At 67.3% G+C, this 26,026-nt stretch carries 23 protein-coding genes and 1 pseudogene; 10 read left to right on the plus strand and 14 right to left on the minus strand.

Annotated features, from left to right (window positions below):
• The 4 genes from purN to sfnG all read right to left on the minus strand — a co-directional run bounded on the left by purN (position 1) and on the right by sfnG (position 4,465).
• Entirely contained in the window at positions 1–648 is a 648-nt protein-coding gene (gene purN, locus ACJH7A_RS16310; RefSeq protein WP_318987233.1) for a phosphoribosylglycinamide formyltransferase, read from the minus strand.
• A gap of 9 nt (positions 649–657) precedes the next feature.
• Positions 658–2,175: a DUF6350 family protein gene (locus ACJH7A_RS16315; protein WP_073694329.1), complete on the minus strand. Its 1,518-nt coding sequence runs from the start codon at positions 2,173–2,175 to the stop codon at positions 658–660.
• A 76-nt stretch (positions 2,176–2,251) separates the two neighbouring features.
• Positions 2,252–3,205: a DUF5336 domain-containing protein gene (locus tag ACJH7A_RS16320; protein ID WP_073694328.1), complete on the minus strand. Its 954-nt coding sequence runs from the start codon at positions 3,203–3,205 to the stop codon at positions 2,252–2,254.
• Between the two features lie 129 nt (positions 3,206–3,334).
• Positions 3,335–4,465 (minus strand): dimethylsulfone monooxygenase SfnG, encoded by a 1,131-nt coding sequence (gene sfnG / locus ACJH7A_RS16325; protein WP_212812982.1) that lies wholly within the window; start codon positions 4,463–4,465, stop codon positions 3,335–3,337.
• A 185-nt stretch (positions 4,466–4,650) separates the two neighbouring features.
• Between sfnG and ACJH7A_RS16330 the strand changes: the two genes are divergently transcribed.
• Positions 4,651–5,502 carry an LLM class F420-dependent oxidoreductase gene (locus ACJH7A_RS16330; RefSeq protein WP_212812984.1) on the plus strand — a complete coding sequence of 284 codons (852 nt, stop codon included), beginning with the start codon at positions 4,651–4,653 and terminating at the stop codon, positions 5,500–5,502.
• Positions 5,503–5,582: 80 nt separating this feature from the next.
• Here ACJH7A_RS16330 and ACJH7A_RS16335 read toward each other — a convergent pair whose 3' ends face one another.
• Positions 5,583–7,112, minus strand: coding sequence for an acetyl-CoA acetyltransferase (locus tag ACJH7A_RS16335; RefSeq protein WP_212812986.1), 1,530 nt, complete (start codon positions 7,110–7,112; stop codon positions 5,583–5,585).
• Between the two features lie 175 nt (positions 7,113–7,287).
• Here ACJH7A_RS16335 and ACJH7A_RS16340 point away from each other — a divergent pair, with 175 nt between their 5' ends.
• Both ACJH7A_RS16340 and ACJH7A_RS16345 read left to right on the plus strand, forming a co-directional pair.
• Complete coding sequence (locus ACJH7A_RS16340; protein WP_346416180.1) at positions 7,288–8,400, plus strand: ATP-binding protein; 1,113 nt, start codon at positions 7,288–7,290, stop codon at positions 8,398–8,400.
• 3 nt (positions 8,401–8,403) lie between these two features.
• A complete protein-coding gene (locus ACJH7A_RS16345; protein ID WP_346416131.1) occupies positions 8,404–9,489 on the plus strand; it encodes a MarR family transcriptional regulator in 1,086 nt (361 codons plus the stop codon).
• A 134-nt stretch (positions 9,490–9,623) separates the two neighbouring features.
• Here the strand turns inward: ACJH7A_RS16345 and sucD are convergent, their stop codons facing one another.
• Together sucD and sucC are read right to left on the minus strand one after the other, a co-directional pair.
• Positions 9,624–10,526: a succinate--CoA ligase subunit alpha gene (gene sucD, locus ACJH7A_RS16350; RefSeq protein ID WP_020099021.1), complete on the minus strand. Its 903-nt coding sequence runs from the start codon at positions 10,524–10,526 to the stop codon at positions 9,624–9,626.
• Positions 10,527–10,541: 15 nt separating this feature from the next.
• Positions 10,542–11,705: an ADP-forming succinate--CoA ligase subunit beta gene (gene sucC / locus ACJH7A_RS16355; protein ID WP_318987225.1), complete on the minus strand. Its 1,164-nt coding sequence runs from the start codon at positions 11,703–11,705 to the stop codon at positions 10,542–10,544.
• Positions 11,706–11,974: 269 nt separating this feature from the next.
• Here sucC and ACJH7A_RS16360 point away from each other — a divergent pair, with 269 nt between their 5' ends.
• Entirely contained in the window at positions 11,975–13,069 is a 1,095-nt protein-coding gene (locus tag ACJH7A_RS16360) for a M23 family metallopeptidase (protein WP_406802346.1), read from the plus strand.
• A gap of 3 nt (positions 13,070–13,072) precedes the next feature.
• Positions 13,073–13,804: a hypothetical protein gene (locus tag ACJH7A_RS16365; protein WP_406802347.1), complete on the plus strand. Its 732-nt coding sequence runs from the start codon at positions 13,073–13,075 to the stop codon at positions 13,802–13,804.
• 66 nt (positions 13,805–13,870) lie between these two features.
• On the opposite strand, the gene pcrA is transcribed toward ACJH7A_RS16365, so the two are convergent.
• Entirely contained in the window at positions 13,871–16,210 is a 2,340-nt protein-coding gene (gene pcrA, locus ACJH7A_RS16370; RefSeq protein WP_406802348.1) for a DNA helicase PcrA, read from the minus strand.
• A 232-nt stretch (positions 16,211–16,442) separates the two neighbouring features.
• Between pcrA and ACJH7A_RS16375 the strand changes: the two genes are divergently transcribed.
• Entirely contained in the window at positions 16,443–16,736 is a 294-nt protein-coding gene (locus tag ACJH7A_RS16375; protein ID WP_020099016.1) for a chorismate mutase, read from the plus strand.
• 248 nt (positions 16,737–16,984) lie between these two features.
• Here ACJH7A_RS16375 and ACJH7A_RS16380 read toward each other — a convergent pair whose 3' ends face one another.
• Positions 16,985–18,433: an NAD-dependent succinate-semialdehyde dehydrogenase gene (locus tag ACJH7A_RS16380; RefSeq protein ID WP_406802350.1), complete on the minus strand. Its 1,449-nt coding sequence runs from the start codon at positions 18,431–18,433 to the stop codon at positions 16,985–16,987.
• Positions 18,434–18,483: 50 nt separating this feature from the next.
• Here ACJH7A_RS16380 and pgi point away from each other — a divergent pair, with 50 nt between their 5' ends.
• Both pgi and ACJH7A_RS16390 read left to right on the plus strand, forming a co-directional pair.
• On the plus strand, positions 18,484–20,148 hold the full coding sequence (gene pgi, locus ACJH7A_RS16385; protein WP_406802351.1) for a glucose-6-phosphate isomerase: 1,665 nt from the start codon (positions 18,484–18,486) through the stop codon (positions 20,146–20,148).
• A gap of 130 nt (positions 20,149–20,278) precedes the next feature.
• Positions 20,279–20,719, plus strand: a complete 441-nt coding sequence (locus ACJH7A_RS16390; RefSeq protein ID WP_406802352.1) for a hypothetical protein — start codon at positions 20,279–20,281, stop codon at positions 20,717–20,719.
• Between the two features lie 58 nt (positions 20,720–20,777).
• On the opposite strand, the gene ACJH7A_RS16395 is transcribed toward ACJH7A_RS16390, so the two are convergent.
• Positions 20,778–21,527, minus strand: coding sequence for an SDR family oxidoreductase (locus ACJH7A_RS16395; RefSeq protein ID WP_406802353.1), 750 nt, complete (start codon positions 21,525–21,527; stop codon positions 20,778–20,780).
• A gap of 60 nt (positions 21,528–21,587) precedes the next feature.
• Here ACJH7A_RS16395 and ACJH7A_RS16400 point away from each other — a divergent pair, with 60 nt between their 5' ends.
• The gene (locus ACJH7A_RS16400) at positions 21,588–22,133 is read left to right on the plus strand and encodes a chorismate mutase (protein WP_406784709.1); all 546 of its coding nucleotides are present in this window, start codon (positions 21,588–21,590) and stop codon (positions 22,131–22,133) included.
• A 1-nt stretch (position 22,134) separates the two neighbouring features.
• Here the strand turns inward: ACJH7A_RS16400 and ACJH7A_RS16405 are convergent, their stop codons facing one another.
• Together ACJH7A_RS16405 and ACJH7A_RS16410 are read right to left on the minus strand one after the other, a co-directional pair.
• Positions 22,135–22,608 carry a zinc finger domain-containing protein gene (locus ACJH7A_RS16405; protein ID WP_346416179.1) on the minus strand — a complete coding sequence of 158 codons (474 nt, stop codon included), beginning with the start codon at positions 22,606–22,608 and terminating at the stop codon, positions 22,135–22,137.
• A 147-nt stretch (positions 22,609–22,755) separates the two neighbouring features.
• A pseudogene (locus ACJH7A_RS16410) lies at positions 22,756–22,998 on the minus strand (DNA-formamidopyrimidine glycosylase family protein); the annotation flags it as partial.
• Between the two features lie 40 nt (positions 22,999–23,038).
• Between ACJH7A_RS16410 and ACJH7A_RS16415 the strand changes: the two are divergent.
• The gene (locus tag ACJH7A_RS16415; RefSeq protein WP_406802354.1) at positions 23,039–24,823 is read left to right on the plus strand and encodes an FUSC family protein; all 1,785 of its coding nucleotides are present in this window, start codon (positions 23,039–23,041) and stop codon (positions 24,821–24,823) included.
• Positions 24,824–24,874: 51 nt separating this feature from the next.
• On the opposite strand, the gene ACJH7A_RS16420 is transcribed toward ACJH7A_RS16415, so the two are convergent.
• Positions 24,875–25,270, minus strand: a complete 396-nt coding sequence (locus ACJH7A_RS16420; RefSeq protein WP_406802355.1) for a phage holin family protein — start codon at positions 25,268–25,270, stop codon at positions 24,875–24,877.
• Positions 25,267–26,013, minus strand: coding sequence for a precorrin-6A synthase (deacetylating) (cobF, locus tag ACJH7A_RS16425; protein ID WP_406802356.1), 747 nt, complete (start codon positions 26,011–26,013; stop codon positions 25,267–25,269). Before cobF ends, ACJH7A_RS16420 begins: the two co-directional genes overlap by 4 nt.
• Positions 26,014–26,026 lie beyond the last annotated feature (13 nt).

The raw sequence follows: 26,026 nt of genomic DNA on the forward strand, positions 1-26,026 counted from the left end.
CTATTGCTCCTCACCGCGGCACCCGATGGCCGCCTTTCGCCCACTCCACGTCACACCGCGGAGGGCCACCGCGGCGATCACATCTACCAACAGTCGTCGTTCGACGACTTTGATCCGCTCATGCAGCGACGATTCGTCATCGTCGTCGCGTACCGCCACCGGCTCCTGTGCCAGGATCGGGCCGGTATCGGTGCCGTCGTCGACCAGGTGCACCGTGCTGCCGGTGACCCGAACCCCGTAGGCGAGGGCCTCGGACACCGCGTGTGCGCCCGGAAACGACGGCAGCAGCGCCGGGTGGGTGTTGAGCACCCGTCCCTGGAAGCGCGCAAGAAATGCAGGTCCGAGGATCTTCATGAACCCGGCCGACACCACCAGATCCGGCTCGTGGGCCGCGACGGCGGCAGTCAACGCCGCGTCCCAGGCGGCCCGGTCAGCGTGGTCACGCAGCCGCGTGGTGAACGTCGCCGCCCCGGCGGCCGCCCCGATCTGCAGTGCCGGGCAGTCACGGTCCGCGCCGACGGCCACGACGCGCGCCGGGTAGTCGCCGACCGCCGCGGCAAGCACAGACTCGAGCAGCGAACCGGTCCCGGACGCCAGGACGACGAGCCGCGCCGGCGCAGTCGGGGGCACATGGACCGGTAGCTGCACGGGAGCAGCCTAGTGGCCGTCGTCGTCGACCACGAAATGCGCCTCAGGGTCCTCGTCCGGGTCGAAGGTGACGTGCTCACCGATGCGATCGGTGGTGCCGGATTGATAGGCCTCCGCCGGTGCCGGGGTCATGTCCGGTTCCGGACGTGCCGGCCGGCGTGGTTCGGCGGGTTTGGGCGCGGGTTCAGCATCCGGCTCCGGCGCAGTCTCGGCGGCCGGCTCGAATGCCGGGCCACCGGCGAAGTGCGAGTCGTCGTCCCCGTCCGCCGGGGCGGCCGACACGTCACCGATCAGCTTCTCGGTCACGGGCTCGTCATCGTCGACGACGTCTGCCGCCTCATCTTCGTACGGTTCCTCGTCAACCGGCGGGGCCGGCGCGACGGGTGCCGGCCGGGCCGGACGGCGGGTCAGGCCGCCCGCCATGGCCACCGTGAGACCGCCGATGGAGATGAACCACAGGAAAACCGCAGGCCCGAACGTCGTCTGATCGACGCCGAGCTCACCGAAGTTGCCCAGGCGACCACTGCCTGCGACCGCAAGCAGGACCATCATCACCGCAGCCAGGAGCGACGCCACCGCCAACTTGGCGAATGCAATCGGCCACGGGGCCGGGCGCCGCGAACACTGCTGGCCCACCGCCACGGCCGAGGCCGCCGCGATGATCAGCAGCGCCACCCATACCGGGCCCAGCGGAGGCGACGGCACGGCGGCGAGTACCGGCACGGCGGGCACATCACCGCCGAGCACCGTGAAAGAACTGAACGTGGCCAACCCCACGTGCACGCTCGAACCGACGGCCACCGCGGCGGCGCCGACCATCACGTTCGGGATGTACAGCGCAGACAGCACGGTCAGGCTGAGCTGGCCGAACACCGAATCGGTGATGCCGAAGAGGTCGTGCATGGTCGACCAGTGCACGACCATCGAGCCGACCGCGACCAATCCCGACAGACCGAGCAGCGCCAACACGCCGGCGACGGCCCCGCGCAACGCCTCCGGGAGCCAGTCCGGCAGGTGCGCATCGGTCAGCAGCCGTCCCTGCAGGCGCGAGCCGACACCGATGGCCGCGCCGACCGCGTGCACCGCCAGGACGCAGCCGAATGCCTGGAGGGCACTCGGGGTTTGCAGCTCGGTGAGCACCGACGACGCATCGTGGATCACCGCGATCGCGATCGCCGCGATCAGCAGTGGTCCACCGAGCGCCGACGCGACGATCCACCGGACCACGAACCAGGACGCACCCGGCCGCGTCGCCGCGGCCGTGGTGCGGGCCGTGCCCCAGACCATCGCCAGCAGCGGGGCCAGGGGCATCACGCCGAGCTCGGCGCCGCCGATCGACACCGGGACGCCGTGCACGCCCAGCCACATGCTGGCCATCGCGCCGAACGCGCCGGTCAGGTCGCTGTTGGCGATGACCAGCTGGATCAGCACCAGCGCGGCGATGATCGCCAGGGCGATGCCCGACGGGCCGAACGCAACCCGAAGCAGGTCACGCGCCTGACGCGTACCGACTGGTCGGTTATCCACTAGCTGGGTCACTCCTCGCGAGGTCGTCACTCGCGTGCCGCGAGCGCCCTAGCGATTATGACGAAGCCGGACCCGATTACTGCGGAGCCGGGGGTTGCTGGAAGGTCGTCGTCGGCTCCGAGCCGGATCCCGTCGAGCCCGGAACGCTGGGCGACGAGGTGAACGACGACGATCCGGCCGAGGCCTCGGACGCCGACGGACCCTGGCCCGACGACTGCTGCGGGGACGACGACTGGCCGGCCGACTGCTGCGGCTGACCGAAGGCCGGGAACCCGGTCGGCGGGGTCGGCGGACCCGAGTCGGCGCCGTGCTGCGACGCGCTCTGTGCGCCGGTGTAGCCGCCGATGGGACCGTTCTGGGACTGCGGCTGGTAGCCACCCTGCTGGCCGAAGTGCTGGCCGGTCTGCTGGCCGTACTGCTGCTGAGGCTGCTGGCCGTAGTACTGAGCCTGCGGGTTGTAGCCCTGCGCCGGTCCGCCGTAGTTGTACGGATCGGCCTGCGGACGCGGTGCGGGCGGCTGGATGACGCCGGCGTCCAGCAGCAGCGCCCCGACAGCGCTACCGGCCTGCAGCACCGACAGCGCGAGCACGACATAGAGGCCCCACTCGACCTCGATGCCCTTGGGCGCCTGCACGATCTCGTTGATCACCAGCAGCAGGGCCAGCACCGCGAGGATGGCGACCCACGACTTGAAGCTCTTCTGCTTGGGCAGGAGGCTGACGCCGGCGAGCAGCGCAGCCAGCACGGCGACGACGATCGGCGCCTGGGTCAGGATGCTGCCGGTGCCAGCATCCAGGCCTCCCGCACCCAACTGGGGCGCGAAGTTGAAGCCGAAGATGAGCAGGCCGAGCGCCGCGACCGCGATGGTCAGGTACTCCGGCAGTTTGCTCGGGCCGGCCGGCGCCGCAGGCGCAGCCGGGATCTGCTCGGGCAGACGGTTGAACTGCTGGGTCGGCCCGCCGTACTGGTTGCCGTACTGGCCGGGCTGCTGGGCGGGCGGGTAGCCGGGGTTACCGGGCTGGTACGTCATGACCTCTCCTGTACCTGTCGACTCGACCAACCACGCTAGCGCACTTCACTGAGGTCGCCCCGCATCAGTTCGACCCGCAGTGCACCGCCCTGACCGGCCGCGACGGTCCTGAGCAAACTCGCCGAGCCGTCACGCCGGGACGCGGATCGGCGCCTCCGCGGCGTCCTGTTCCGCCTCCTCGATTTCCCGCACCAACGGCAGCACCTTGGCTCCGAAGTACTCGATCTCCTCCTGGAAATGCAGGAAGCCGCCGAGGATCAGGTCCACGCCCCGTTTGCGGTAGGCAGCAATCCGTTCGGCGATCTGTTCCGGAGTTCCGATCAACTTGGTACGAAAACCGTCGTTGTACTGCACGAGGTCGTCGAAGCTCGAATCCGCCCACATGCCCTTCTTGTCACCGGTGGAGTTGCCGGCCTGCTGCACGGCCTGGCGGAATCCCTCGACGGCGGGCCGGTTGGCCTTCGCGACGATCTCCTTGAGGACCTCTTTCGCCTCTTTCTCGGTGTCGCGCGCGATGATGAATCCGTTCAGCCCGAAGCGGACCTCCCGGGCAACCTGACGGGCGTGGTCGCGGACGTCGACGACTTGCTCGGTCACGCCGTCGAAGTCCTTGCCGTTGGAGAAGTACCAGTCGGCGTAGTAGCCGCCGTTGCGGCGCGCCGCACTCGAGTTGCCGCCCTGGAACAGTTCCGGGTTGGGGCGCTCCGCCGTGTTGAGCGGCTTGGGCTTCAGCGTGAAGTCGTGGATCCGGTAGAAGTCGCCGCGGAAGTCGACGTCGTCCTCGGTCCAGATCTTGCGCAGCACCTGGAGGAATTCGGCGCTGCGGCGGTAGCGCTCGTCGTGTTCCAGCCAGGGCTCGCCCAGGTGCGTGAATTCGTCCTTGAACCAACCGGAGACGACGTTGACGGCGAAACGACCGTTGGAGAGGTGGTCGGCCGTCGCTCCCAGTTTCGCGAGCACCGCCGGCTGCCAGAGGCCGGGGTGAACGGCCGCAATGACTTTCAGCCGTTCCGTTGCCAGGAGCAGCGCGAGGCTGAAGCTCGTCGACTCGTGCTGATATTCGGCGCCGTAGCTGGCCTCGTACCGCACCTGGCTGAGGGCGTACTCGAAGCCGTTGTTCTCTGCGGTCTGCGCGAGCTTCTTGTTGTACTCGTAGTTCCAGTCGGTCCGCTGCTCGATGTCACTGGTCACCAGGCCGCCGCTGACGTTGGGCACCCAGTAGGCGAACTTGACGTGGTCGGCGATGCGTTCGGTCGTCATGGGCCCATGTGAACAAGCAAGCCCAGCCACCGTCGTGGGTAACGTTCGCGATGAAGTTATCTCCGGATCGGTTCACCGGCGCCCAGCGGCTGCACCGTGTCGGAAATTCCCAGGTAATGGGCCCACTTCGGCATTCTTGGCACCCACTCTTGCGCCCCATACTGAAACACGTTCTAATTCACCGTATGGACTACGGGCTCGTACTTTTCACCAGCGACCGCGGCATCAAGCCCGCCGCCGCCGCCAAACTGGCCGACGACCACGGCTTCACCACCTTCTATGTGCCCGAACACACGCACATCCCGATCAAGCGCCAGGCGGCCCACCCCACCACCGGTGACGAGACGCTGCCAGACGACCGCTACATGCGGACGCTGGATCCGTGGGTCGCGCTCGGCTCCGCCGCATCGGTGACGTCGCGGGTGCGGCTGTCGACCGCGGTGGCGCTGCCTGTCGAGCACGACCCGATCACTCTCGCGAAATCGATTGCGACACTGGATCATCTGTCCGGCGGCCGCGTCTCGGTCGGCGTCGGATTCGGTTGGAACACAGACGAACTCCAGGACCACAACGTCCCGCCGGCCCGCCGCCGCACCATGCTGCGCGAGTACCTGGAGGCCATGCGCGCGCTGTGGACCCAGGAAGAAGCCGAGTACGACGGCGAATTCGTGAAGTTCGGTCCGTCGTGGGCCTGGCCGAAGCCGGTCCAGTCGCATGTGCCGATCCTGGTCGGGGCGGCCGGCACCGAGAAGAATTTCAAGTGGATCGCCAAGTCGGCCGACGGCTGGATCACGACACCGCGCGACTTCGACATCGACGAGCCGGTCAAGCTGCTGCAGGACACCTGGGCCGCGGCCGGACGCTCGGGTGCGCCGACCATCGTCGCGCTGGACTTCAAGCCGGACGCCGACAAGTTGGCGCACTGGAAGAAGCTCGGTGTGACCGAGGTGCTGTTCGGGTTGCCGGACAGTGACGAGGCCACCGTGTCGGCGTACGTCGAGAAGCTGGCGAAGAAGTTGAGCGACTTCGGGATCTGAGGTTCTGCCGCGCCGAGATTGACGAATTGGTCGCTAATCTCTTGCAAGAACGACCATTTCGTCGATCTCGGCAACCAAGATCAGGCCATCACAGCCCGATTACCCTCGTCGGTCGAGGTGACGACGATCTTTGCGCCCAGCGGCTCGCCGTCGCACAGCAAGGCCATCAGTTCGGCATCGGTCGTGGTAGCCAGGAACCGGCTCCCGTCGGCGTCAAGGCGCCCGATGATGATGCCCGTGTTGGGAGTCCAGTCGTATCGGACGGTGTAGGTCTCGATGGTCGCGGGGCCGTTCGCATGCTCGGTGACGGCGATCGTCGGCCACGACGCGACCTCTGCGCACAATTCGGCGCTGTTGTCGGCGACCCAATCGGCAGGTTCGGTCGAATAGATGCCGACCGAGAACTTGCTGGCGATGCCGCCGTTCGCGCCCACCAATGCGAATTCGCCTGGGGCTTCCCGCATTCGGGTGACCGCTTCAGCGATGCCATGCAGCGAGTAGTTGTTTCCCGGGCCGCCGAAGTACGGCAGGCCGCCGGTCAATGTCAGACCCCGCGGATCGTCGGTCGCCAGGCCGACGCCGTCACAGATGTTGAACACCGGGAACGGGAAGCAGCTGTACAGGTCGAATGCCGAGACGTCGTCGATTCCAATTCCGGCCACCCGCAACGCTTCCTGCACGGCCAGCACTGATGCCGGGCTGGCACCGACATCGGTACGGTCGAGCAGCTTCTGCTCCTTCATGTCCGCATGACCACGCAAGTAAACCCACTTGGATTCCGGCACACCGAGTTTGCGCGCCGACTCCACGGACATCAGCAATGCGGCCGCACCCATGTTCACTTGGTCGCGGGCCACCATCAGCCGCGGGTAGGGGTCGCAGATCATCCGGTTCTTGTCGGTGACGGTCACCAGCTCGTCGACGGTGCGCTCCACCGGCGCCGACGAATACGGATTCTTGGCCGCGACTTTCGACATCGGGGCGAACAGCTCCCCCATCGCCTGTCGGTAGTCCTGCACGGACAGGCCAAGCCGTGCCCGCCGGGCGTTCTCCAAGAGGCCATACTGCACCGGCGCACCGATCAGCCCGTGCCGGACGGTGTACTCGTCGAAGATGCCGTCGTACCCGTAGCCGCGGTCCTCGAGCTGGCCGTCGATGGTCTCCGAGTGATCGGGCTTGTCATCCCGACCCTTGAAGTAGCGGATGCTGGACGTGTTTTCCGACCCCATGATCATCACGACGTCGGCGCGGCCGGCCACGATCTCGCCGGCGAATTCGGTGATCAGGTGTTGCGGGCTCTGCCCGCCGATGACTTCGAGCACGGCGCGGGCGGGATCAGCGCCGATGCGCTGCGCCACGGAGCGCGGGTAGTTGTTCGATTTGCCGAGCGGCGCCGGAACGTGGCCGGAGATCTCGAACTGCCGGGTGCCCGCGACTGTGTCGATAGCCGCGGCAACTGCGGTGACGTCGGCTCCGGTGTCCTGCAGTGCCGCCTGCGCGGCTGCCGCCGCGAGGTCGACCGAGGACATGCCGCGGTAGTCGGGGTCCTCAAGGCGCTCGGTGAACTGACCGACGCCCACGATCACCGGCGTACGCGGATCGACACCCATTACAAACCTCCAGACAACTGTTAATTCGACAGGCTAACCGATTGGGAGGCGACCGCGCATGACGGGTAGCTGGGCATTTACGCCAGAGCACACGTACAACAATTCAAACGTACAACTATCTAGACGTACAGCTAATTCGACGTACAATTGCCAGATGAATTGGCCCATCAGACCCATGTCCCTCGTGGTCGGCGGCGTCGTCCCGCCCGAGAACGTGGTGGGCCGCGTGCGCGAGCAGCAGGAAATCCTGGCCAGCCTGCCCGACGGTGGCGCTGCTCTCGTCGGCGACCGTCGGCACGGCAAGACGTCCCTGGCCCGACTCGTCGCGCACACCGCGCGGCTGCAGGGCCTGACGGTCGTCTCGGTCAGCGCCGAGCGGCAGACCTATGCCGAGTTCGTCACGGCTCTCGCCGCCGAGCTCGGCCGCGTCGACAACGCCCTGCGCCAGGAGGTCGACCGTTGGAAGGTCGCGGTTGGCACCGGGCCGTTCAAGTTCGAGCGGGTTCGCGCCGACGCCGCTCTCGACGATCTGTTGCAGCGCGCCGTCGCCCGCACCAAGGACGGCCCGTTGGTGCTGTTCATCGACGAGGTCACCGTGCTGGCCCGGAACCTCGAACGCGAAAAGCCGGGCGGCGGAGACGCGTTCCTGCACCTGCTGCGCCGGTTCCGCCAGGAACACTCCGGCCGCCTGGCCACCGTCCTGTCCGGTTCCATTGGCTTCCACCATGTCTCGGAAGACGCGCTCAGTTCGGTCAACGACATCCGCAAGGTCACGGTCGGCCCGATCCGCCACGACCATGCCACTTACCTCGCCGAGTGCCTGCTGCTCGGCGTGAACGTCCGGACCACCGACCGACATCTGGTCGCGGAATCCATTGCGGCGGCGGCAGAGAACGTGCCGTATTACATCCAGCACCTGGTCGCGGGCGCGGCACGAGAAGGGTCCGTCAAACCGGACCGCATCGCGGAGCTACTGTCCGCCGCCATCACCGATCCGCACGATCCCTGGGACCTGCGGCACTACCGCGACCGGCTGCGCAACTACTACGGCGACGACGCCCCTGCCATCGCCGGACTGCTCGACATCTACGCCCATGCCCCAACCCCGTTGAGTGTCAACGCAACACTGCAGTTCCTGAAGACCGAGGGCTCACCCATCACCGATCGCGACCAGTTGGTTTCGTTCATCGAGCGCCTCGAGCAGGACCACTATCTGCGTCGCGTCGGCGACGACGACTGCTTCGCCTCCGGCCTGGTGCAGTCGGCTTGGCGAGCCATGAGGCGGTAGGCCATGACCCACCCTGCGTTCTCACCTGGCACCGTCGACCCCGACGAACTCGACGCCCGCACCGTCGGCCGCGGGCCCCTGCTGAAGCGGTTGACGGATCGCATCGTCAGCTCCGCGCAGGACGGCTCCCGGCCGCACACCTTGCTCATCGCACCTCGCGGCGCTGGTAAGACCCACACGCTTCGGGTCGCGATCCATCGCGCGCTGAAACACCGCAAGGCCGCCAAAGCCACACTGCTGCTGACACTTCCCGAGGACGCCCTGGCCATCGGCAGCTATCCGGACCTGCTCGTCGAACTGCTGCGCACGCAGGGCTCGGAAATACTCGGACGAGCCCAGGAGCTTCGCGGCGACGCACTGGAGCTGGAACGGGAAATCCTCGACCTGGCCGCCGGCCGTATGGTGTTGGTCGCGATCGAAAACGCCGACCGCATCTTCGACGCCATCGGCGAGGCGGGCCAGGGCAGTTTTCGCGCCTGGGTCGAAACATCCACCGCCGTCTTGGTTTTCGCGACGTCTCCGGCGCTGTTCCCGGCAGTCTCGTCCCGCACCCACCCGTGGTACGGCTCGTTCATCATCGAGGAACTACCCGACCTCGCGGACACTGACGTCGCCGAGTTCCTCACGCAGCACGCCCGCGATCGCGGATTGGCCGCGTACGTCGAGACTTCCGAGGGGCGGACCAAGGTCGGCGCGACCGCCCAGATCATCGGCTGGTCACCGCGTAACTGGCAGATCATCGCCGAGACCGTCGACCGCGCCGCACTGGAAAGCGTCACTCCCGCTGCCGACGCGGTATTGGAACAGCTGACGCCGCATTATCAGCAGTTGCTGTGGCAGCTTCCGGCCGGCGAACAACGCCTGATCGTCGAACTGGCCCGCGCCGACGGCGCCCGCACTGTCACCGATCTCTCTGCCGCCGTGGGCATTTCGAACCAGTCGGCGTCAGCGGCGCTGGGCCGCCTCACGGCCGGCGGCTGGGTCCGCGCCGCCAAAGCGGACTCCGGCGACCGTCGCGCCACCTGGTACGACCTCTGCGATCCACTGCTCCGGCACTACGTGCACTACCGCGAGCGCCGCCAGCGCTGACGCGGCCAATGTGCAGCCAGAGCGCCCCACTGCCGGGATCTGCGATCTGTTTGCACACTCGCATCGTCAGCCGCATTCGCGCGAAACACAACAGGCCCCCACCAGAAGGTGGGGGCCTGTTGCGCAGAAAGAAATTACAGCGACTGCAGGATCTCGCGAGCCAGTGCAGCGGTGGCCGACGGGGTCTTGCCGACCTTCACGCCGGCAGCCTCGAGGGCTTCCTGCTTGGCGGCGGCGGTGCCCGACGAGCCCGAGACGATGGCGCCGGCGTGGCCCATGGTCTTGCCCTCCGGAGCGGTGAAGCCCGCGACGTAGCCGACGACCGGCTTGGTGACGTTGGCCTTGATGTAGTCGGCGGCACGCTCTTCGGCGTCGCCACCGATCTCGCCGATCATCACGATGACCTTGGTCTCGGGGTCCTTCTCGAACGCCTCGATGGCGTCGATGTGGGTGGTGCCGATGACCGGGTCGCCGCCGATGCCGATGGCGGTCGAGAAGCCGAAGTCACGCAGCTCGTACATCATCTGGTAGGTCAGGGTGCCGGACTTGGAGACCAGACCGATCGGGCCCTTGCCGGTGATGTTGTTCGGCGTGATGCCGACCAGCGCCTCACCGGGGGTGATGATGCCCGGGCAGTTGGGGCCGATGATGCGGGTCTTCTGACCCTTCTCGACGTTGTAGGCCCACGCGTACGCGCTGTCCTGCACCGGGATGCCCTCGGTGATGACGACCAGCAGCGGGATCTCGGCGTCGATGGCCTCGATGATGGCGTCCTTCGAGAAGGCCGGCGGCACAAAGGCGATCGACACGTCGGCGCCGGTCTCCTTCATGGCCTCGGCCACCGTGGCGAACACGGGCAGCTCGATGTCGTTGCCGTCCTTGTCGACGTGCGAGACCTTGGTGCCGGCCTTGCGGGCGTTCACGCCACCGACGACCTGGGTGCCGGCCTTCAGCATCAGCTTGGTGTGCTTGGTGCCCTCACCGCCGGTGATGCCCTGGACGATGACCTTGGAATCCTTGTTCAGGAAGATAGACATAAGTTGTTGGCTCCCTTACTTGTTCGCCAGCTCGGCGGCTTTGTCGGCACCGGAGTCCATGGTCTCGGCCTGGATCACCAGCGGGTGGTTGGCCTCGGCCAGGATGCGGCGGCCCTCTTCGACGTTGTTGCCGTCGAGACGGACGACCAGCGGCTTGTTGGCCTCGTCGCCCAGCATTTCCAGGGCCTTGACGATGCCGTTGGCGACGGCGTCACACGCGGTGATGCCACCGAAGACGTTGACGAAGACGCTCTTGACCTGGCTGTCGCCCAGGATGACGTCCAGACCGGCGGCCATCACCTCGGCCGAGGCGCCACCACCGATGTCCAGGAAGTTGGCGGGTTTCACGCCGCCGTGGTTCTCGCCGGCGTACGCGACGACGTCCAGCGTCGACATGACCAGGCCGGCACCGTTACCGATGATACCGACGGCGCCGTCGAGCTTGACGTAGTTGAGGTCGTGCTCCTTCGCCTTGAGCTCGAGCGGGTCGGTGGCTTCCTTGTCCTCGAACTCAGCGTGGCCGGGCTGACGGAAGTCGGCGTTGGCGTCCAGGGTGACCTTGCCGTCGAGGGCGAGAATCTGGTCGTCGGGGGTGCGAACCAGCGGGTTGACCTCGACCAGGGTGGCGTCCTCGGCGACGAAGACCTCCCACAGCTTCTGGATGGTCACGGCTGCGGCGTCGAGCACCTCGGCGGGCAGGTGGCCCTTCTCGGCGATCTCGCGGGCGAAGGCCAGGTCAACGCCCTTGACGGCGTTGACGGGAACCTTGGCGAGACGCTCCGGCTTGGTGGCGGCGACCTCTTCGATCTCCATGCCGCCCTCGACAGAGCACATGGCCAGGTAGGTGCGGTTGGCGCGATCGAGCAGGAAGGAGATGTAGTACTCCTCCGCGATGTCGCTGGCCTCCGCGACGAGCAGCTTCTTGACGATGTGGCCCTTGATGTCCAGACCGAGGATGTTCTGCGCGTGCGTGAGGGCGTCCTCCGGGGTGGCGGCGTACTTCACGCCACCGGCCTTGCCACGGCCACCGACCTTGACCTGCGCCTTGATCATGACGGGCTTGCCGATCTCTTCGGCGATCGCCTTGGCGTCATCGGCGGACTCGGTGACCCGGCCCGGTGTAGTAGGGACGTTGTGCTTGGCGAACAGCTCTTTCGCCTGGTACTCGAAGAGATCCATGAGCTCTGAGAAATCCCGTTCTGTCTGCGTTGACGGTTGAATTCACTTCAGCATTGGGCCGCACTGGCTCGCTCGGCACTTTAGCCACGTACTAATGAGTAGCCAGCACCGCCTACTACCCATGTGGTACATCTCACCTGAGAGCAACCAGTGAGGCAAATCACAGTTCCCGGCCAATGACATCTATAGGTTGCCAATCGGTTCTGATTTTCAGTACCGTCATGGGCGGTCTCGGTAACGGTACGGTCACGGAGCAAAGGAATTTTCGGTTGGCTGAGCACGATTCGTCGGTAACTCCCCTCGGAGAGGCGACGAACGCCGGCAACACTGAGAACGCTGCCCGCACCACCATCAAGCTATCCCGCGCTGTGAGCCCTGCTGAAGTGACCGACATCATCCCGTTCAACGAGTTCGGTGACCTGCACGATCTGGACCTCTCCGAGAGCGCGTTCGACCGCGATTCCCGCGTCAACGCCGCCCCCGAGCTCGACGATCTGAACGACACCGACGACGAGACTCCCCTGACTCTGACTGTTCCGGCCGAATTCCGGCAGCCCGAGGGCGCGCAGCGCCTCTCCGCGAGCGCCTACCGCGACAGCCACACCGACACCAGCAACGGTCTCGACGACACGGACGTCATCGATCTGCGCGCGAGCCGTGGCACCCATCGCAAGCCTGAGCCCGTCAATGGCGTGAAGGGCCGCCTGGTCGCCGCCGCCATGGCCGTCGGCGCCACCGCTGCCGCCGGGTACTCGATGATGACCAGCGCCGACCAGCCGACCAGCACGAAGCTGGCCGCCGACCAGGTCGTCCGCGCGGACGGGTCGACCGGATCCTCGGACGGCATCCAGATCGTCAACGTCGAACCCGCCGCCGCGTCCGGCGCGGTGCACGCCCAGGAACTCGCCAACGGCGCGGCGTTCGCGCAGGAACGCGCCGAGCGCGAAGCCCGGCTGGCCCGCCCGCTGTTCGTGATGCCGACCAAGGGCGTGTTCACCTCCGGCTTCGGTTACCGCTGGGGCGCGTTGCACGGCGGTATCGACATCGCCGGCCCGATCGGTACGCCGATCGTCGCCGTCTCCGACGGCGTCGTCGTCGCTGCAGGCCCGACCGCTGGTTACGGCGCGTGGGTCAAGGTCCGTCACTCGGACGGGACCGTCACGCTGTACGGCCACGTCAACACCTGGGTCGTCTCGGTCGGCCAGCGGGTTTTCGCCGGCGACCAGATCGCCACCATCGGCAACCGCGGCAACTCGACCGGCACGCACTGCCACTTCGAGGTGCTCATGGGCGGCAGCCAGCGCATCGACCCCGTGCCGTGGCTGGCACAGCGTGGCCTGAGCCCGGGTAACTACGTCGGCTGATCCGTGACGGACAACAACGCCGACGGGCCAGCCCAGACGCATTCGTCCGACCCCACCCAATCTTTCGGACGTCACTCTGACGACGAACCCAGAACGGGGTTGATCCGGCGCGCGCCGACGGGAGCCTTTCCCGTCACCGACGCACCGCCCACCAGCATCATCCGCCGCACACCCACTGGTTCGATACCCGTCGTCGACGCTCCTCAAACGAGTGTCATCGAGCCCGCGACCGGTCTCATTTCCGCCGAGCCCGCGACCGGCCTGATCCGGGCCGAGGATGCCCCCGCGACCACGTTCATCCCGGCCTCGGGCCCCGCTCCGGCAGCGGCTCCCGAGTCGGCTCCGACGCCGACACCGAAGCCGCCGCCCGGGCCGTTCGCCGCCTGCGCCACTGCCACGGCGTGCATCTTGAGTGGCTGGGCGACGGCCGTCATCGCCACTTCACTGATCGCCGGGTGGTGGCGCACCGATCCGCTGTTCTGCGTCGCCATCGGCTTCCTCGCCGCCGTCGGCTGCGGCGCCACCATCGGCGGGCAGATCGCCGTCCTGCTGCGGCGCCGCACGGGCCGGGTCGTGGTGGTGGTCGGCGCCTTGGTGACGCTGGTGATCTTCGCCAGTTTGTTCGTCGCCGGGGCCAAACTGCCGCCGATCGTCTACGGCATCCCGGTGCTGCCGATCGCCAGCATGGTGCTCGCGATGCTGCCCGTTACCGGCCGCTGGTGCACCAAAACCTGACGCGCCGAAGCGAATCCGGCTAAAAATCAGCGAGATCGCACCGTCCGACTTTCGCGCGCGCCGACGCTAAAGCTTCTGTACCGGAGCGTGGTTGTGCATCAGTTTGACCCGGCCGGAGCTGCCGAAGTCGATGAGCGACATGGCCGATTCGCCGACACCACTGACCTCTTCGACGCGGCCCAGGCCGTACTTGTCGTGCGTGACACGGTCACCTGGCGAGAGCACCACCAACGGCTTGTTGCGGTTCGGCGCCGGCCGCATGGGCGACGGACGTCCACCACCGAGGCCACCACCCGATCCGCCGGACCCGTAACCCCGCGGCGCCGACAGCGATGGTGGCGGCTCGATGCGACGCCAGTCGATGAGCTCCTGCGGAATCTCCTGCAGAAAGCGCGATTCCGGGTTGAGCATGGGCTGCCCCCACGACGAGCGCACCTTGGCGCGGCTGAGGTACAGCCGCTGGCGGGCCCGGGTGATGCCGACGTACGCCAGCCGGCGTTCCTCGGACAATTCGGTCGGGTCGCCGAGGGCCCGCATGTGCGGGAACATGCCGTCTTCCCAGCCGGTCACGAAAACCACGGGGAATTCGAGGCCTTTGGCGGTGTGCAGCGTCATCATCGTGACGACGCCGTCGCCGTCCTCGGGGATTTCGTCGGCGTCCGCCACCAGCGAGACCCGTTCCAGGAACGCGGCCAGCGCTCCGGTGTCGGCGACGTCCTCGTCCAGTTCCTCTTCCTGCAACGCCTGCGCGTTGGCCAGGTCGGTGCTGAATTCGTGTGCGACGCTGACCAATTCGTTCAGGTTGTCGAGCCGCGCCTGGTCCTGCGGGTCGCTGGACGCTTCCAGTTCGCGGCGGTAGCCCGTGCGGTCCAGCACCGTCTCGACCAGGTCACCCAGCTCGCCGTCGAGCCCGCCGCGCAGGCTGTCCATGAGCTCGACGAAACTGGCGATCGCCTTCTCCGAGCGGGAGTTCAGCATCGGCACCCGGCCCTCGGCGGCGGCCTGCAGCGCGTCACTGAAGCTGGCGCCGGTGTTCTCCGCGTACACCGCCACGCAGGCCTCGGCGCGGTCACCGATGCCGCGGCGGGGGGTGTTGAGGATGCGCCGCAGGCTCACCGCGTCGCCGGGATTGTCCAGCACCCGCAGGTACGCGACGATGTCGCGAATCTCCTTGCGCTCGTAGAAGCGCATGCCCCCGACGACTTTGTACGGGATGCCGGCCCGGATGAAGATGTCCTCCACGGACCGCGACGAGTTGTTGGTGCGGTAGAACACCGCGATGTCGCCGTAGCTGTACTTGGTGTCGATACCGCTGCCCTTGGTGGTCAGCGTGTCGATCTCCTCGGCGATGAACCGGGCCTCGTCGTGCTCGTTGTCGGCGACGTAGCCGACGATCAGCTCGCCCTCGCCGGCGTCGGTCCACAGCTTCTTGTCACGGCGTCCGGCGTTGCGGCTGATGACGCCGTTGGCGGCCGACAGGATGTTCTGCGTGGAACGGTAATTCTGTTCCAGCAGAATGGTTTTCGCATTCGGGAAGTCGCGCTCGAAATCCTCGATGTTGCGGATGGTCGCGCCGCGGAACGCGTAGATGGACTGGTCTGCATCACCCACGACGCACAGTTCGGCGGGCGGGACGTCGTCGGCGCCTTCGGGCGCGTGGTGCCCGACGAGCTCGCGCACCAGCACGTACTGGGCGTGGTTGGTGTCCTGGTACTCGTCGACCAGGATGTGCCGGAAGCGCCGCCGGTAGTACTGCGCGATCTGCGGAAAGCTCTGCAGCACAGCGACGGTCTCGCCGATCAGGTCGTCGAAGTCCATGGCGTTCGCCGCCCGCAGCCGGCGCTGGTATTCGCCGTAGACCTCGGCGACGATCTTCGGCAGGTCCTCGTCGGCCTCCGACGCCTCCGACGCCGCCTGCAGCGGGTCGATCAGTTCGTTCTTCAAGTTCGAGATCGCGGTCGCGAGCATGCGCGGCGAGTACCGCTTGACGTCGAGGCCCAGGTCCTTGCCCACCATCATCAACAACCGGCGCGAGTCGTCGGCGTCGTAGATGGAGAAGTTGGAGTTGAGCCCCGGGAGCAGCGAGGCCTGGTTCCGGAGGATGCGGACGCAGGTGGAGTGGAACGTCGACACCCACATGGACTTGGCGCGGGGGCCGATCAACTGGACGACGCGCTCACGCATCTCGGCGGCGGCCTTGTTGGTGAACGTGATGGCCAGGATCTGGCCGACGCCGACGTCGCGGTTGGCCAGCAGGTAGGCGATGCGCCGGGTCAGCACGGCGGTCTTGCCCGAGCCGGCGCCGGCCACGATCAGCAGCGGCGAACCCTCGTGCAGAACCGCTGCACGCTGCTGCGGGTTGAGGCCGTCCAGAAGCTGATCGATGTCGGGGGCTGTGCTCGTCATATCAGCTCAAACTTACCGCCGGGGTGCGACAAGCCACGCATTTCCCCGGTCGCTTCGGTCGCCTCTTTGCGCTGGCACCGGCCGGGATGGCACACTCGGAGCGTGCTCAATGCGCAGCAGCGATTTTTCTACGGGTACCGGACGCCGGTACCCGGGGTTTAGCTGCTTCCCTTCAGCCCCGTGGTCCGCATCCGGATCCGGGGCTCGTTTGTTGTGTGAGGCCTGAATTCGGATGACACCAGAATCCACCAACAGCGAGGAAACCATGTCGACCGAAACTGAACTCCCCAACATCGACGAGCTCCGCCTGGAGATCGACGAGCTGGACGCCACCATCCTGGCGGCCGTCGCCCGTCGCACCGAGGTCTCCAAGATGATCGGCAAGGCCCGCATGGCCTCCGGCGGCACCCGGCTGGTGCACAGCCGCGAGATGAAGGTCATCGAGCGCTACAGCGAGCTGGGCCCCGAGGGCAAAGACCTCGCCATGCTGCTGCTGCGTCTCGGCCGCGGCCGCCTCGGCCACTGACCTCCGCTCACTGACCAAACTTCCCGCACCAAACTTCCCGCGAGCGGCCGTGTCTGTACGGCGACACACCGACTTCGGTGTGTGCTTTGCGCACGTTGGCGCCTGGTGAGCGGCCGTGTCTGTACGGCGACACACCGACTTCGGTGTGTGCTTTGCGCACCCTCGCGGCCGGTGAGCGGCCCCATTTGTACAAGCAACCACGGCGTGTTGCGTACAGACACGGCCGCTCGCGCCAAGGGTGAGGGGCGTCAGGGAGTCAGGGCGATGTACTTGGTGTCGAGGTACTCCTCGATGCCTTCGGTGCCGCCTTCGCGGCCGAAGCCTGACGACTTCACCCCGCCGAACGGCGCCGCCGGGTCCGAGATGACGCCCCGGTTGACGCCGACCATGCCGGACTCCAGCGCCTCGGACACCCGCAGCGCCCGGTCCAGCGACTGCGTGTAGATGTAGGCCGCCAGACCGTACTCGGTGTCGTTGGCCGCAGCGATCGCCTCGTCCTCGGTGTCGAATCCCGTCACGGGAGCGACGGGCCCGAACACCTCCTCCTTGAGGATGCGGGCATCGGCAGGGACGTCGGCCAGGACCGTCGCGGGATAGAAGTAGCCCGGACCGCCCGGGGCCGTGCCGCCGACGGCGACGGTCGCGCCGCGCGACACCGCGTCGGACACCAGGTCGGTGACGGTGCCGAGCTGCTTGGCGTTGATCAGCGGGCCGAGCGTCGCGTTCTCGTCCAGGCCGTTGCCGAGGGTGAACTCGCTCATCCGCTGTACCAGCTTCGTGGTGAACTCCTCCCGCACCGCGTTGGCGACGTGGAAGCGGTTGGCCGCCGTACAGGCCTCGCCGCCGTTGCGCATCTTGGCGAGGATCGCGCCGTCGACAGCCGCATCGATGTCGGCGTCGTCGAACACCACGAACGGCGCGTTGCCGCCGAGCTCCATCGACATGCGCAGCAGCTTCTCGCCACCCTGTTGCACGAGCGCCCGGCCGACGCCCGTCGACCCGGTGAAGGTCAGCTTCCGCAGCCGGCCGTCGTCCATGAGCGCCTTTGTCAGTTCACCCGGGCTGGTGGTGGGCAGCACGGACAGGACGCCCTTGGGCAGGCCGGCGTCGGCCATCAGCTTGGCCAGCAGCAACATGGTCAGCGGCGTTTCGGCGGCGGGCTTGACCAGCATGGTGCAGCCGGCCGCCAGGGCCGGGCCGATCTTGCGGGTCCCCATGGCCAGCGGGAAGTTCCACGGTGTCACCGCGTAGCACGGGCCGACGGGCGACTTGGTGACGACGATGCGCCCGGTGCCGGCCGGGCTCGGGGTGTAGCGGCCGCCGATACGGACGGCCTCTTCGGCGAACCAGCGGAAGAACTCGGCGCCGTATTTCACTTCGCCGCGGCTCTCGGCCAGCACCTTGCCCATCTCGAGCGTCATCAGTGTGGCCACGTCCTCGGCGCGGGCGGTGATGGTCTCGAACACCGACCGCAGGATCTCGCCGCGCTCACGCGCGGGGGTTGCCGCCCACTCCTTTTCGACGGCTGCCGCGGCATCGAGTGCGGCGACGCCGTCCTGCGGGGTGGCGTCGGCGACGTGGGCGATGACGTCCTCGGTAGCCGGGTTGAGCACTTCGAATGTGGATTGACCGGCGCGCTCCTCACCACCGATCCAGAGGCCAGTCGGGACAGACGACAGCAGCGCGGCGATGTCCATACACCCATCATGTACGGCGGCGTTTCCTACGTCACACTAGGGTTTGAGGCATGGCTGATCACTCCCCCGCTGCCGACATCTCGACCACCTCAGCCTGGGAGGCGCTCACCGCGCACCACGCCGCGGTCGAGGCGACCACGCTGCGCGAGCTGTTTGCCGACGACCCGGACCGCGGCCGCGAGCTGACGCTGACCGTCGGCGACCTGTACATCGACTACAGCAAGCACCGGGTGACCAGGGAAACCCTTGCACTGCTGCTGGATCTGGCCCGTGCGGCCGGCCTCGAGGAGCGGCGCGACGCGATGTTCGCCGGTCAGCACATCAACACCTCCGAGGACCGCGCCGTGCTGCACACCGCGCTGCGGCTGCCGCGCGGCGCCTCGTTGGTGGTCGACGGCCAGGACGTCGTCGCCGACGTGCACTCGGTCCTCGACGAAATGGGCACCTTCACCGACCGGCTGCGCAGCGGTGAGTGGACCGGGGCCACCGGTCAGCGCATCACGACCGTCGTCAACATCGGTATCGGTGGTTCCGACCTGGGACCGGTGATGGTCGACCAGGCACTGCGCCACTACGCCGACGCGGGCATCACGGCGCGCTTCGTGTCGAACGTCGACCCGGCCGACCTGGTGGCCAAGCTCGACGGACTCGACCCTGCCACAACACTTTTCATCGTCGCCTCCAAGACGTTCTCGACGCTGGAGACGCTGACGAACGCCACTGCCGCCCGGCGCTGGCTCGTCGCCGCGCTCGGTGATGACGCCGTCGCCAAGCACTTCGTCGCGGTGTCGACCAATGCAAAGCTGGTGTCGGAGTTCGGCATCGACACCGCGAACATGTTCGGTTTCTGGGACTGGGTCGGTGGCCGCTACTCGGTGGACAGCGCCATCGGGCTCTCGGTGATGGCTGTCATCGGCAAGGAGCGGTTCGGTGAGTTCCTGGCCGGCTTCCATCTGGTCGACGAGCATTTCCGCGCCGCGCCGCTGGAGGCGAACGCGCCGGCGCTGCTCGGGCTCATCGGCCTGTGGTACTCGGATTTCTTTGGCGCACAAGCACGTGCGGTGCTCCCCTACTCCAATGACATGGCCCGCTTCGCCGCTTACCTGCAGCAGCTGACCATGGAGTCCAATGGCAAGTCGGTGCGCGCCGACGGCACGCCGGTGAGCACCGACACCGGCGAGATCTTCTGGGGCGAGCCGGGAACCAACGGCCAGCACGCCTTCTACCAACTGCTGCACCAGGGCACCCGGCTCGTGCCGGCGGACTTCATCGGCTTCAGCGAGCCGACCGACGACCTGCCCACCGCCGACGGCACCGGCAGCATGCACGACCTGCTGATGAGCAACTTCTTCGCCCAGACGCAGGTGCTCGCGTTCGGCAAGACCGCCGACGAGATCGCCGCTGAAGGCACGCCGGCCGACGTCGTCCCGCACAAGGTGATGCCCGGAAACCGGCCCACCACTTCGATTTTGGCGACCAAGCTGACGCCGTCGGTGGTCGGTCAGCTGATCGCGCTGTACGAACACCAGGTCTTCACCGAGGGCGTCATCTGGGGCATCGACTCGTTCGATCAGTGGGGCGTCGAACTCGGCAAGACCCAGGCCAAGGCCCTGCTGCCGGTCATCACGTCCGAGGCCGCGCCGGCCCCGCAGTCCGACAGCTCCACCGACGCCCTGGTGCGCCGCTACCGCACCGAGCGCGGCCGCACGGCGTAGCTGGGGCCCTGGCGAGATTTCCTAGGGAGATCCCTTATTTCGCGCAGCCCCGGAGATTCATAGCGTTTGACATGGGCAGGGACCCACCGACACCGCACGGAGTCGGCCCAGCGGACCTGGAGGAACGCACATGTCACGTTCGATTGCGCAAGGAACGGCCGCTCCGGCGGTGTTCGCGGTGATGGTCGCGGGTCTCGGAGGTATCGGCCCCGCGGCCGCGATACCGATGGTGCCGCTGGTGCCGCCATGCGGCCTCCACCACTACTGGCACTTGCCGGATCTTCTGACCATCCACCAGGACAACGACCTCGACGTGCTCGTGACGTTCGAAGGAGGCACACCAGCCCGTGCCCAGTACACCGCCAAAGATGGCCGACTCATCACCGGTCGTGGCGATGCGGAGCGGCGCGGCGAGACAAGCGACTTCCAGTTCGCGATTCGATGGCGCGAAACCGGCGGCTCAAACAACTACAGCGTGCACATCGCCGATGACGGCTCCATGAGCGGCAGCACGATCAACGAGCACTTCGTCAGCAACTACTGGACCGGATCGCCGAAAGCGACGTGCTGACCGCACCCACCTACGCCCCGTTTCCGTGGCGGCGTTCTGCCGCCACGGGCAGAGGGCGTCAGGCGAAGTACTTGGTGAACCGCGGCGGCACCAGCTTCATCACCTCGACCAGCGGCCACCACGGCCAGCCGGGGACGACGGCGCGGCCCTTCTCCTTCTCGATTGCGTCGACCATGGCCTTCACGCCGGTCTCGTTGTCGACCATGAGCATCGTGGAGCCGGCTTTCGCGGTCATCTCCGACTCGATGTAGCCGGGCTCGAGGACCGTGACCTTGATGGGTCCGGACGGGTACTCGGCACGCAGCGACTCACCCAACGACGTGACGCCGGCCTTGCTCGCCGCATACGCGGCCTTGAACCCGGGCACCCCGACATTGCCGAGCACCGACGACACCAGGACCAGATGGCCGCGGCCCGCGGCCTTGAACATCTCCAGTGCCGTTTCGATCTGCACCAGCGCCGCAACGAGATTCGTCTCGATGGTTGCCTTGTTGGCCCACAGCTTGCCACCGCCCAGCGGGTAGCCGTTGCCGATGCCGGCGTTGACGATGACGCAGTCGATACCGCCGAGTTGGTCGGACAGCTCCTCGAACACCTTGGGCACCTGGTCGTGGTCGTTGACGTCCAGCGCCGCGATGGCCACCGTCACCCCGGGGTACTGCGCCGTCAGTTCGGCCTTCAGTTCTTCCAGGTTGTCCAGCCGGCGAGCGCACAGCGCGAGGTCGCGGCCCTTGGCGGCGAACTGCCGGGCCATACCGGCGCCCAGGCCCGAGCTCGCGCCGGTGATGAGGATCTTCTGCCGAGTCATGCCTGCAGCGTAACCAACTCGACACCTGTCAAGAAAGGTTGCATGGTGCAGGATCGAAGGATGAAGCTCGCCGCCCTGTTGATTGCCGCCATGGGCATGACGTGGCTGCCGCTCGCCCACGCCGACGACGATCAGCTGTTCCGGCTGGTTGACACCGCCGCCCAGCGGCTGCAGACCGCCGATCCGGTGGCCGCCGTCAAGTGGATCAGCGGCGGCTCGATCGAGGATCCCGCACGGGTGCAGCAGGTGCTGAATGCGGTCGGCGCCCAGGCCACCGCGTCCGGCGTCGACCCGGTGTTCGTGCGGCAGGTGTTCACCGATCAGATTCACGCCACCGAGGGCATCGAGTACCTGCGGTTCAGCCAGTGGAAGTTCGATCCGGCCGCGGCTCCCACCACCGCCCCGGATCTGTCCGAATCACGCACGGCGATAGACGGTTTCAACCGCACCATGGTCGCCGAGCTGGCGGCACACCAGAGTGTCCTGCACGGCCCTGGATGCCCGGGTGCGGTGGACGCCGCTCGAACACAAGTCACCGAGCAACGGCACCTCGACCCGCTGTACCAGCAGGCACTGGTGGCGGCGACCAAGAACTACTGCAACTGAATCACTTGAGCAGTTTCGACATCCGCCGGTCGGCCAGCACCTTGCCGCCGGTCTGGCACGTCGCGCAGTACTGAAAAGACTTGTCCGCGAAGGACACTTCCCGGACGGTGTCACCGCAGACCGGGCACGGCAGCCCGGTTCGGGCATGGACCCGGAGCCCAGAGCGCTTCTCCCCCTTGAGGGTTGCCGCCCCCTGCCCGACCGATCGGGTCACCGCATCGGTGAGCACCGAGATCATCGCGTCGTGCAGCGCACTCAGTTGTTCGGGCGTCAGCTTGCCCGCGGTCGCGAACGGCGAAAGTTTGGCCACATGCAGAATTTCGTCGCTGTAGGCGTTGCCGATCCCGGCGATCACGCGCTGATCGGTGATGACGTTCTTGATCCGGCCGGTGTTGCCGGCCAGCACCGCTGCCAACTCCGCCGGCCCGAGCGATAGCGCGTCCGGACCCAGCGTGGCGATCTGCGGCACGGCCAATGGATCGTTCACGAGCCAGACCGCCAGCCGCTTCTGGGTCCCCGCCTCGGTGAGGTCGAAACCCGGTGCCTCACCCGGCTTTCCGAGATGCACCCGCAGCGCGATCGGGCCCTTGCCCGGTTTCAGCGGCGCGGCCGCCAGCTTCTCCGACCAGCGCAGCCAGCCCGCCCGTGACAGGTGGGTGATCAGGTGCAGGTCGCCGACCTGCAGCCCCAGGTACTTGCCCCAGCGGTTGGCGCCCGTCACCTCCTTGCCGTACAACGCCGTCGGCGGCGGGTCGAAGGTTTTGAGCACCGACAGGGCGGAGACGTCGACGCGGCCCACCGGCAGTCCGACCGCATGACGACGCAGGTGATCGGCGAGCGCCTCGACCTCGGGAAGTTCCGGCATGGGTTCAGGCTAGCGACTGGATGTACCGCATGCTGTACACATGGCAGACCGCTCGGCGCCCGCCCCGGCCACCAATCCGCTGCGACGCATGCTGGTCATCAACAGCGTGCCGCGTCGCTGGCCGTTCGCACTGCGGGCGTCGATCTGCATGGTGGTGCCGATTCTCGCCGGGTGGGCGGCAGGAGACGTGCCGGCCGGGCTGGTCGCCACCATCGGTGGTTTCACCTCGCTGTACGGCAGCGGACGGCCGTATCTCAACCGTGCGATGTATCTCGGCGCCATCGCGGTCTCGTTCGCGGTGGTCGTGGCGCTCGGCGACTGGGCGGCGGCAACCCCGTGGTCGGCGGTTCTCGTGGTGAGCGTCATCGCGATGGCCGCCGTACTGATCTGCCAGGCCCTGTCGGTCGGACCGCCCGGCGCCTACATGCCAGTGCTGGCGTGCGCGGCGGCGGTCGGGATCGCGGCCGAGCACCTGAGTCCCTGGCGGCTGGGTGCGCTGGTACTGGCCGGCGGCGCGTTCGCCTGGGTGGTGCACATGGCCGGCGTACTGGTCCGCCCCCGCGGGCCCGAGCGCGCTGCGGTGGCCGGTGCCGCCGAAGCGGTGGCCACCTACATCGAAACGTCTTCGCCCGATGCGCGGCACCGCGCCGCTCAACTCTTGCACGAAGCGTGGATCACGCTCGTCACGTTCCAGCCGGTGCACCCCAAGCCTGACGACACCCTGTATCGACTGCGGATGACGAACCGCCGACTACATGTACTGTTCGCCGAGGCCATGGCTGCCGCCGATCACGGCCGGCCGCTGTCCGTCGACAGCGCCGCACTGGCCCGGCAACTGGGCACGGTGCCCGACGACATCGGCGGCAGTTTCGCGGGCCTGATCCCGCTCGGGCGGCCGTCCGTCGCGACGCTGCTGCGCCGGGCGATGACGCCGGGGGCTCCCCCGCTGACCGCGGCCCTGCGCACCGCGGTCGCCGTCGCGATCGCCGGAACCGTCACCGTCGGCCTGAACATGGACCACGCGTACTGGGCGATGGCGGCGGCAGTGCTGATGCTGCACCAGGGCTTCGACTGGCGGCGCACGGTGCAACGCGGCCTCGAACGCACCCTGGGCACGTGGCTCGGCCTGGTGCTGGCCGGGGGCATCTTGATCGCGGCACCGGGTGGACCGTGGCTGGCCCTGATCGTCGGTACGTTGCAGTTCGTCATCGAGATGTTCGTGGTGCGTAACTACACCGTCGCGGTCATCTTCATCACGCCCGCGGCCTTGACCATCGCGTCGGGCGGACACCACATCGCCGACGTGCCCGCCATGCTGCTCGCCCGCGGTATCGACACCGTGATCGGTTGCGCGGTGGCACTTCTGGTGTTGTGGGTGACGCGGCGCGGCCATCCCGCGGCGCGCCCCGCCGAGTCGATCGCGGCCACGCTGGATGCGGTCGCGGTCGTGGTCGGACATCTGGCCGCAGGTCAGGTGACCACCGATCAGGCCCGCAACGACCGTCGCGATCTGCAGGTACGGGCGATGGCCATGCTTCCGGTGTACGACACCGCCATCGGCGGATCGAGCCGCAGTCGGGTTGCGGCAGAACGACTTTGGCCGATCATCGTCGCAACCGAGCAACTGGCCTACCGCACACTCGCCACTGCATGGGCCACGGAGCAGTCCGAAGCACCGTTCACCCCCGCCGACGCCCAGCGACTGACCGCGACGCTCGGCGATCTGGCCGACGCGGTGCGCACCGGACGGCCGGCAGCCGAGATCACCGAGCCACCGGCGTTCGGCGCCAACGAGTTACACGCGATCCGGGCGTCCCTGACGTAGGGATTTGTGCACGTTTTTCCGCGGTCGGCGCGGAAAAACGTGCACAAATCCCTAGCTCTCGATGGCGCGCTGCACCAGACCCAGCGCCCAGCCGACGATTGACAGCAGGATCGCCGCCCAGATCGCCGTGAACCAGAACTGGTCGATCCCCAGGCCCCAGTGGGTGGTGTTCTCGGTGATCCACGAGGTGATCCACAGCATCCAGGCGTTGATGACGATGTGGATGAGGCCGAGCGTGAGGATGTAGAGCGGGATCGCGAACAGCTGCACGATCGGCTTGATGATGGCGTTGACCAACCCGAAGACGAACGCCACCACCAGGATGATGCCGACTCGCCCGAGTTGAGTGGCGCCCACCGGGAAGACGAAATAGATCCCCGACACCATGCGCGTGACCAACCACAACGCCAGGCCGGTCAACCCAGCACGAACCAGCAGCGATTTCATGCTGTCGATTCTGCCCGCAGCAGGTAGGTGTCCATGATCCAGCCGTGCCGCGCCCGGGCGTCGGCCCGCTCCCGCGCGATGCGTTCCCCGACCTCGCCGACGGTCCCGGCGATCAGCATCTCGTCCGGGGTGCCGAGGTAGGCGCCCCACCAAATCCGCGTCTGCGGTGGGCATTCCAGGAACGAGCACTCGCCGTCGAGCATCACCACCGCGGCCCCCGCCAGCCCGTGCTCACGCAGCTGACGCCCCGTCGTGATGAGCACCGGCTCGCCAATGTCGTTGAGCGGGATGCGATGTCGAGCGGTGAGCGCCTGGATGGCGGTGATGCCGGGGATGACGTCGAACTCGAACTCGACGTGTTCGGCGACGCGGTCCAGGATGCGCAGCGTGCTGTCGTAGAGCGACGGGTCGCCCCACGCCAAAAAGGCGCCCACGCCATCCGGCCGCAGTTCGGTCTCGATGGCCTGCGCCCACAGCCGGGCCCGCGCGGCATGCCATTCGGCGACGGCCTCGTGGTACTCGCGATCTTTGGCCCGCTTGGGATCGGGCAGTGCCACGAACCGGTAGCCGGGGTCTTCGATGAAGCGCTCGCAGATCAGCCGGCGCAGCGCGACGAGATCGTCCTTGGTGTCGCCTTTGTCCATCGCGAAGAACACCTGCGTGTCGTTGAGCGCCGCGATGGCTTGGGCGGTGACGTACTCCGGGTCGCCGGCGCCGATACCGATGACGTGGATTGTGCGCATCCGCGAAGGCTAG

The organism is Mycobacterium sp. SMC-17 (assembly GCF_045310915.1).
Lineage (GTDB): Bacteria > Actinomycetota > Actinomycetes > Mycobacteriales > Mycobacteriaceae > Mycobacterium.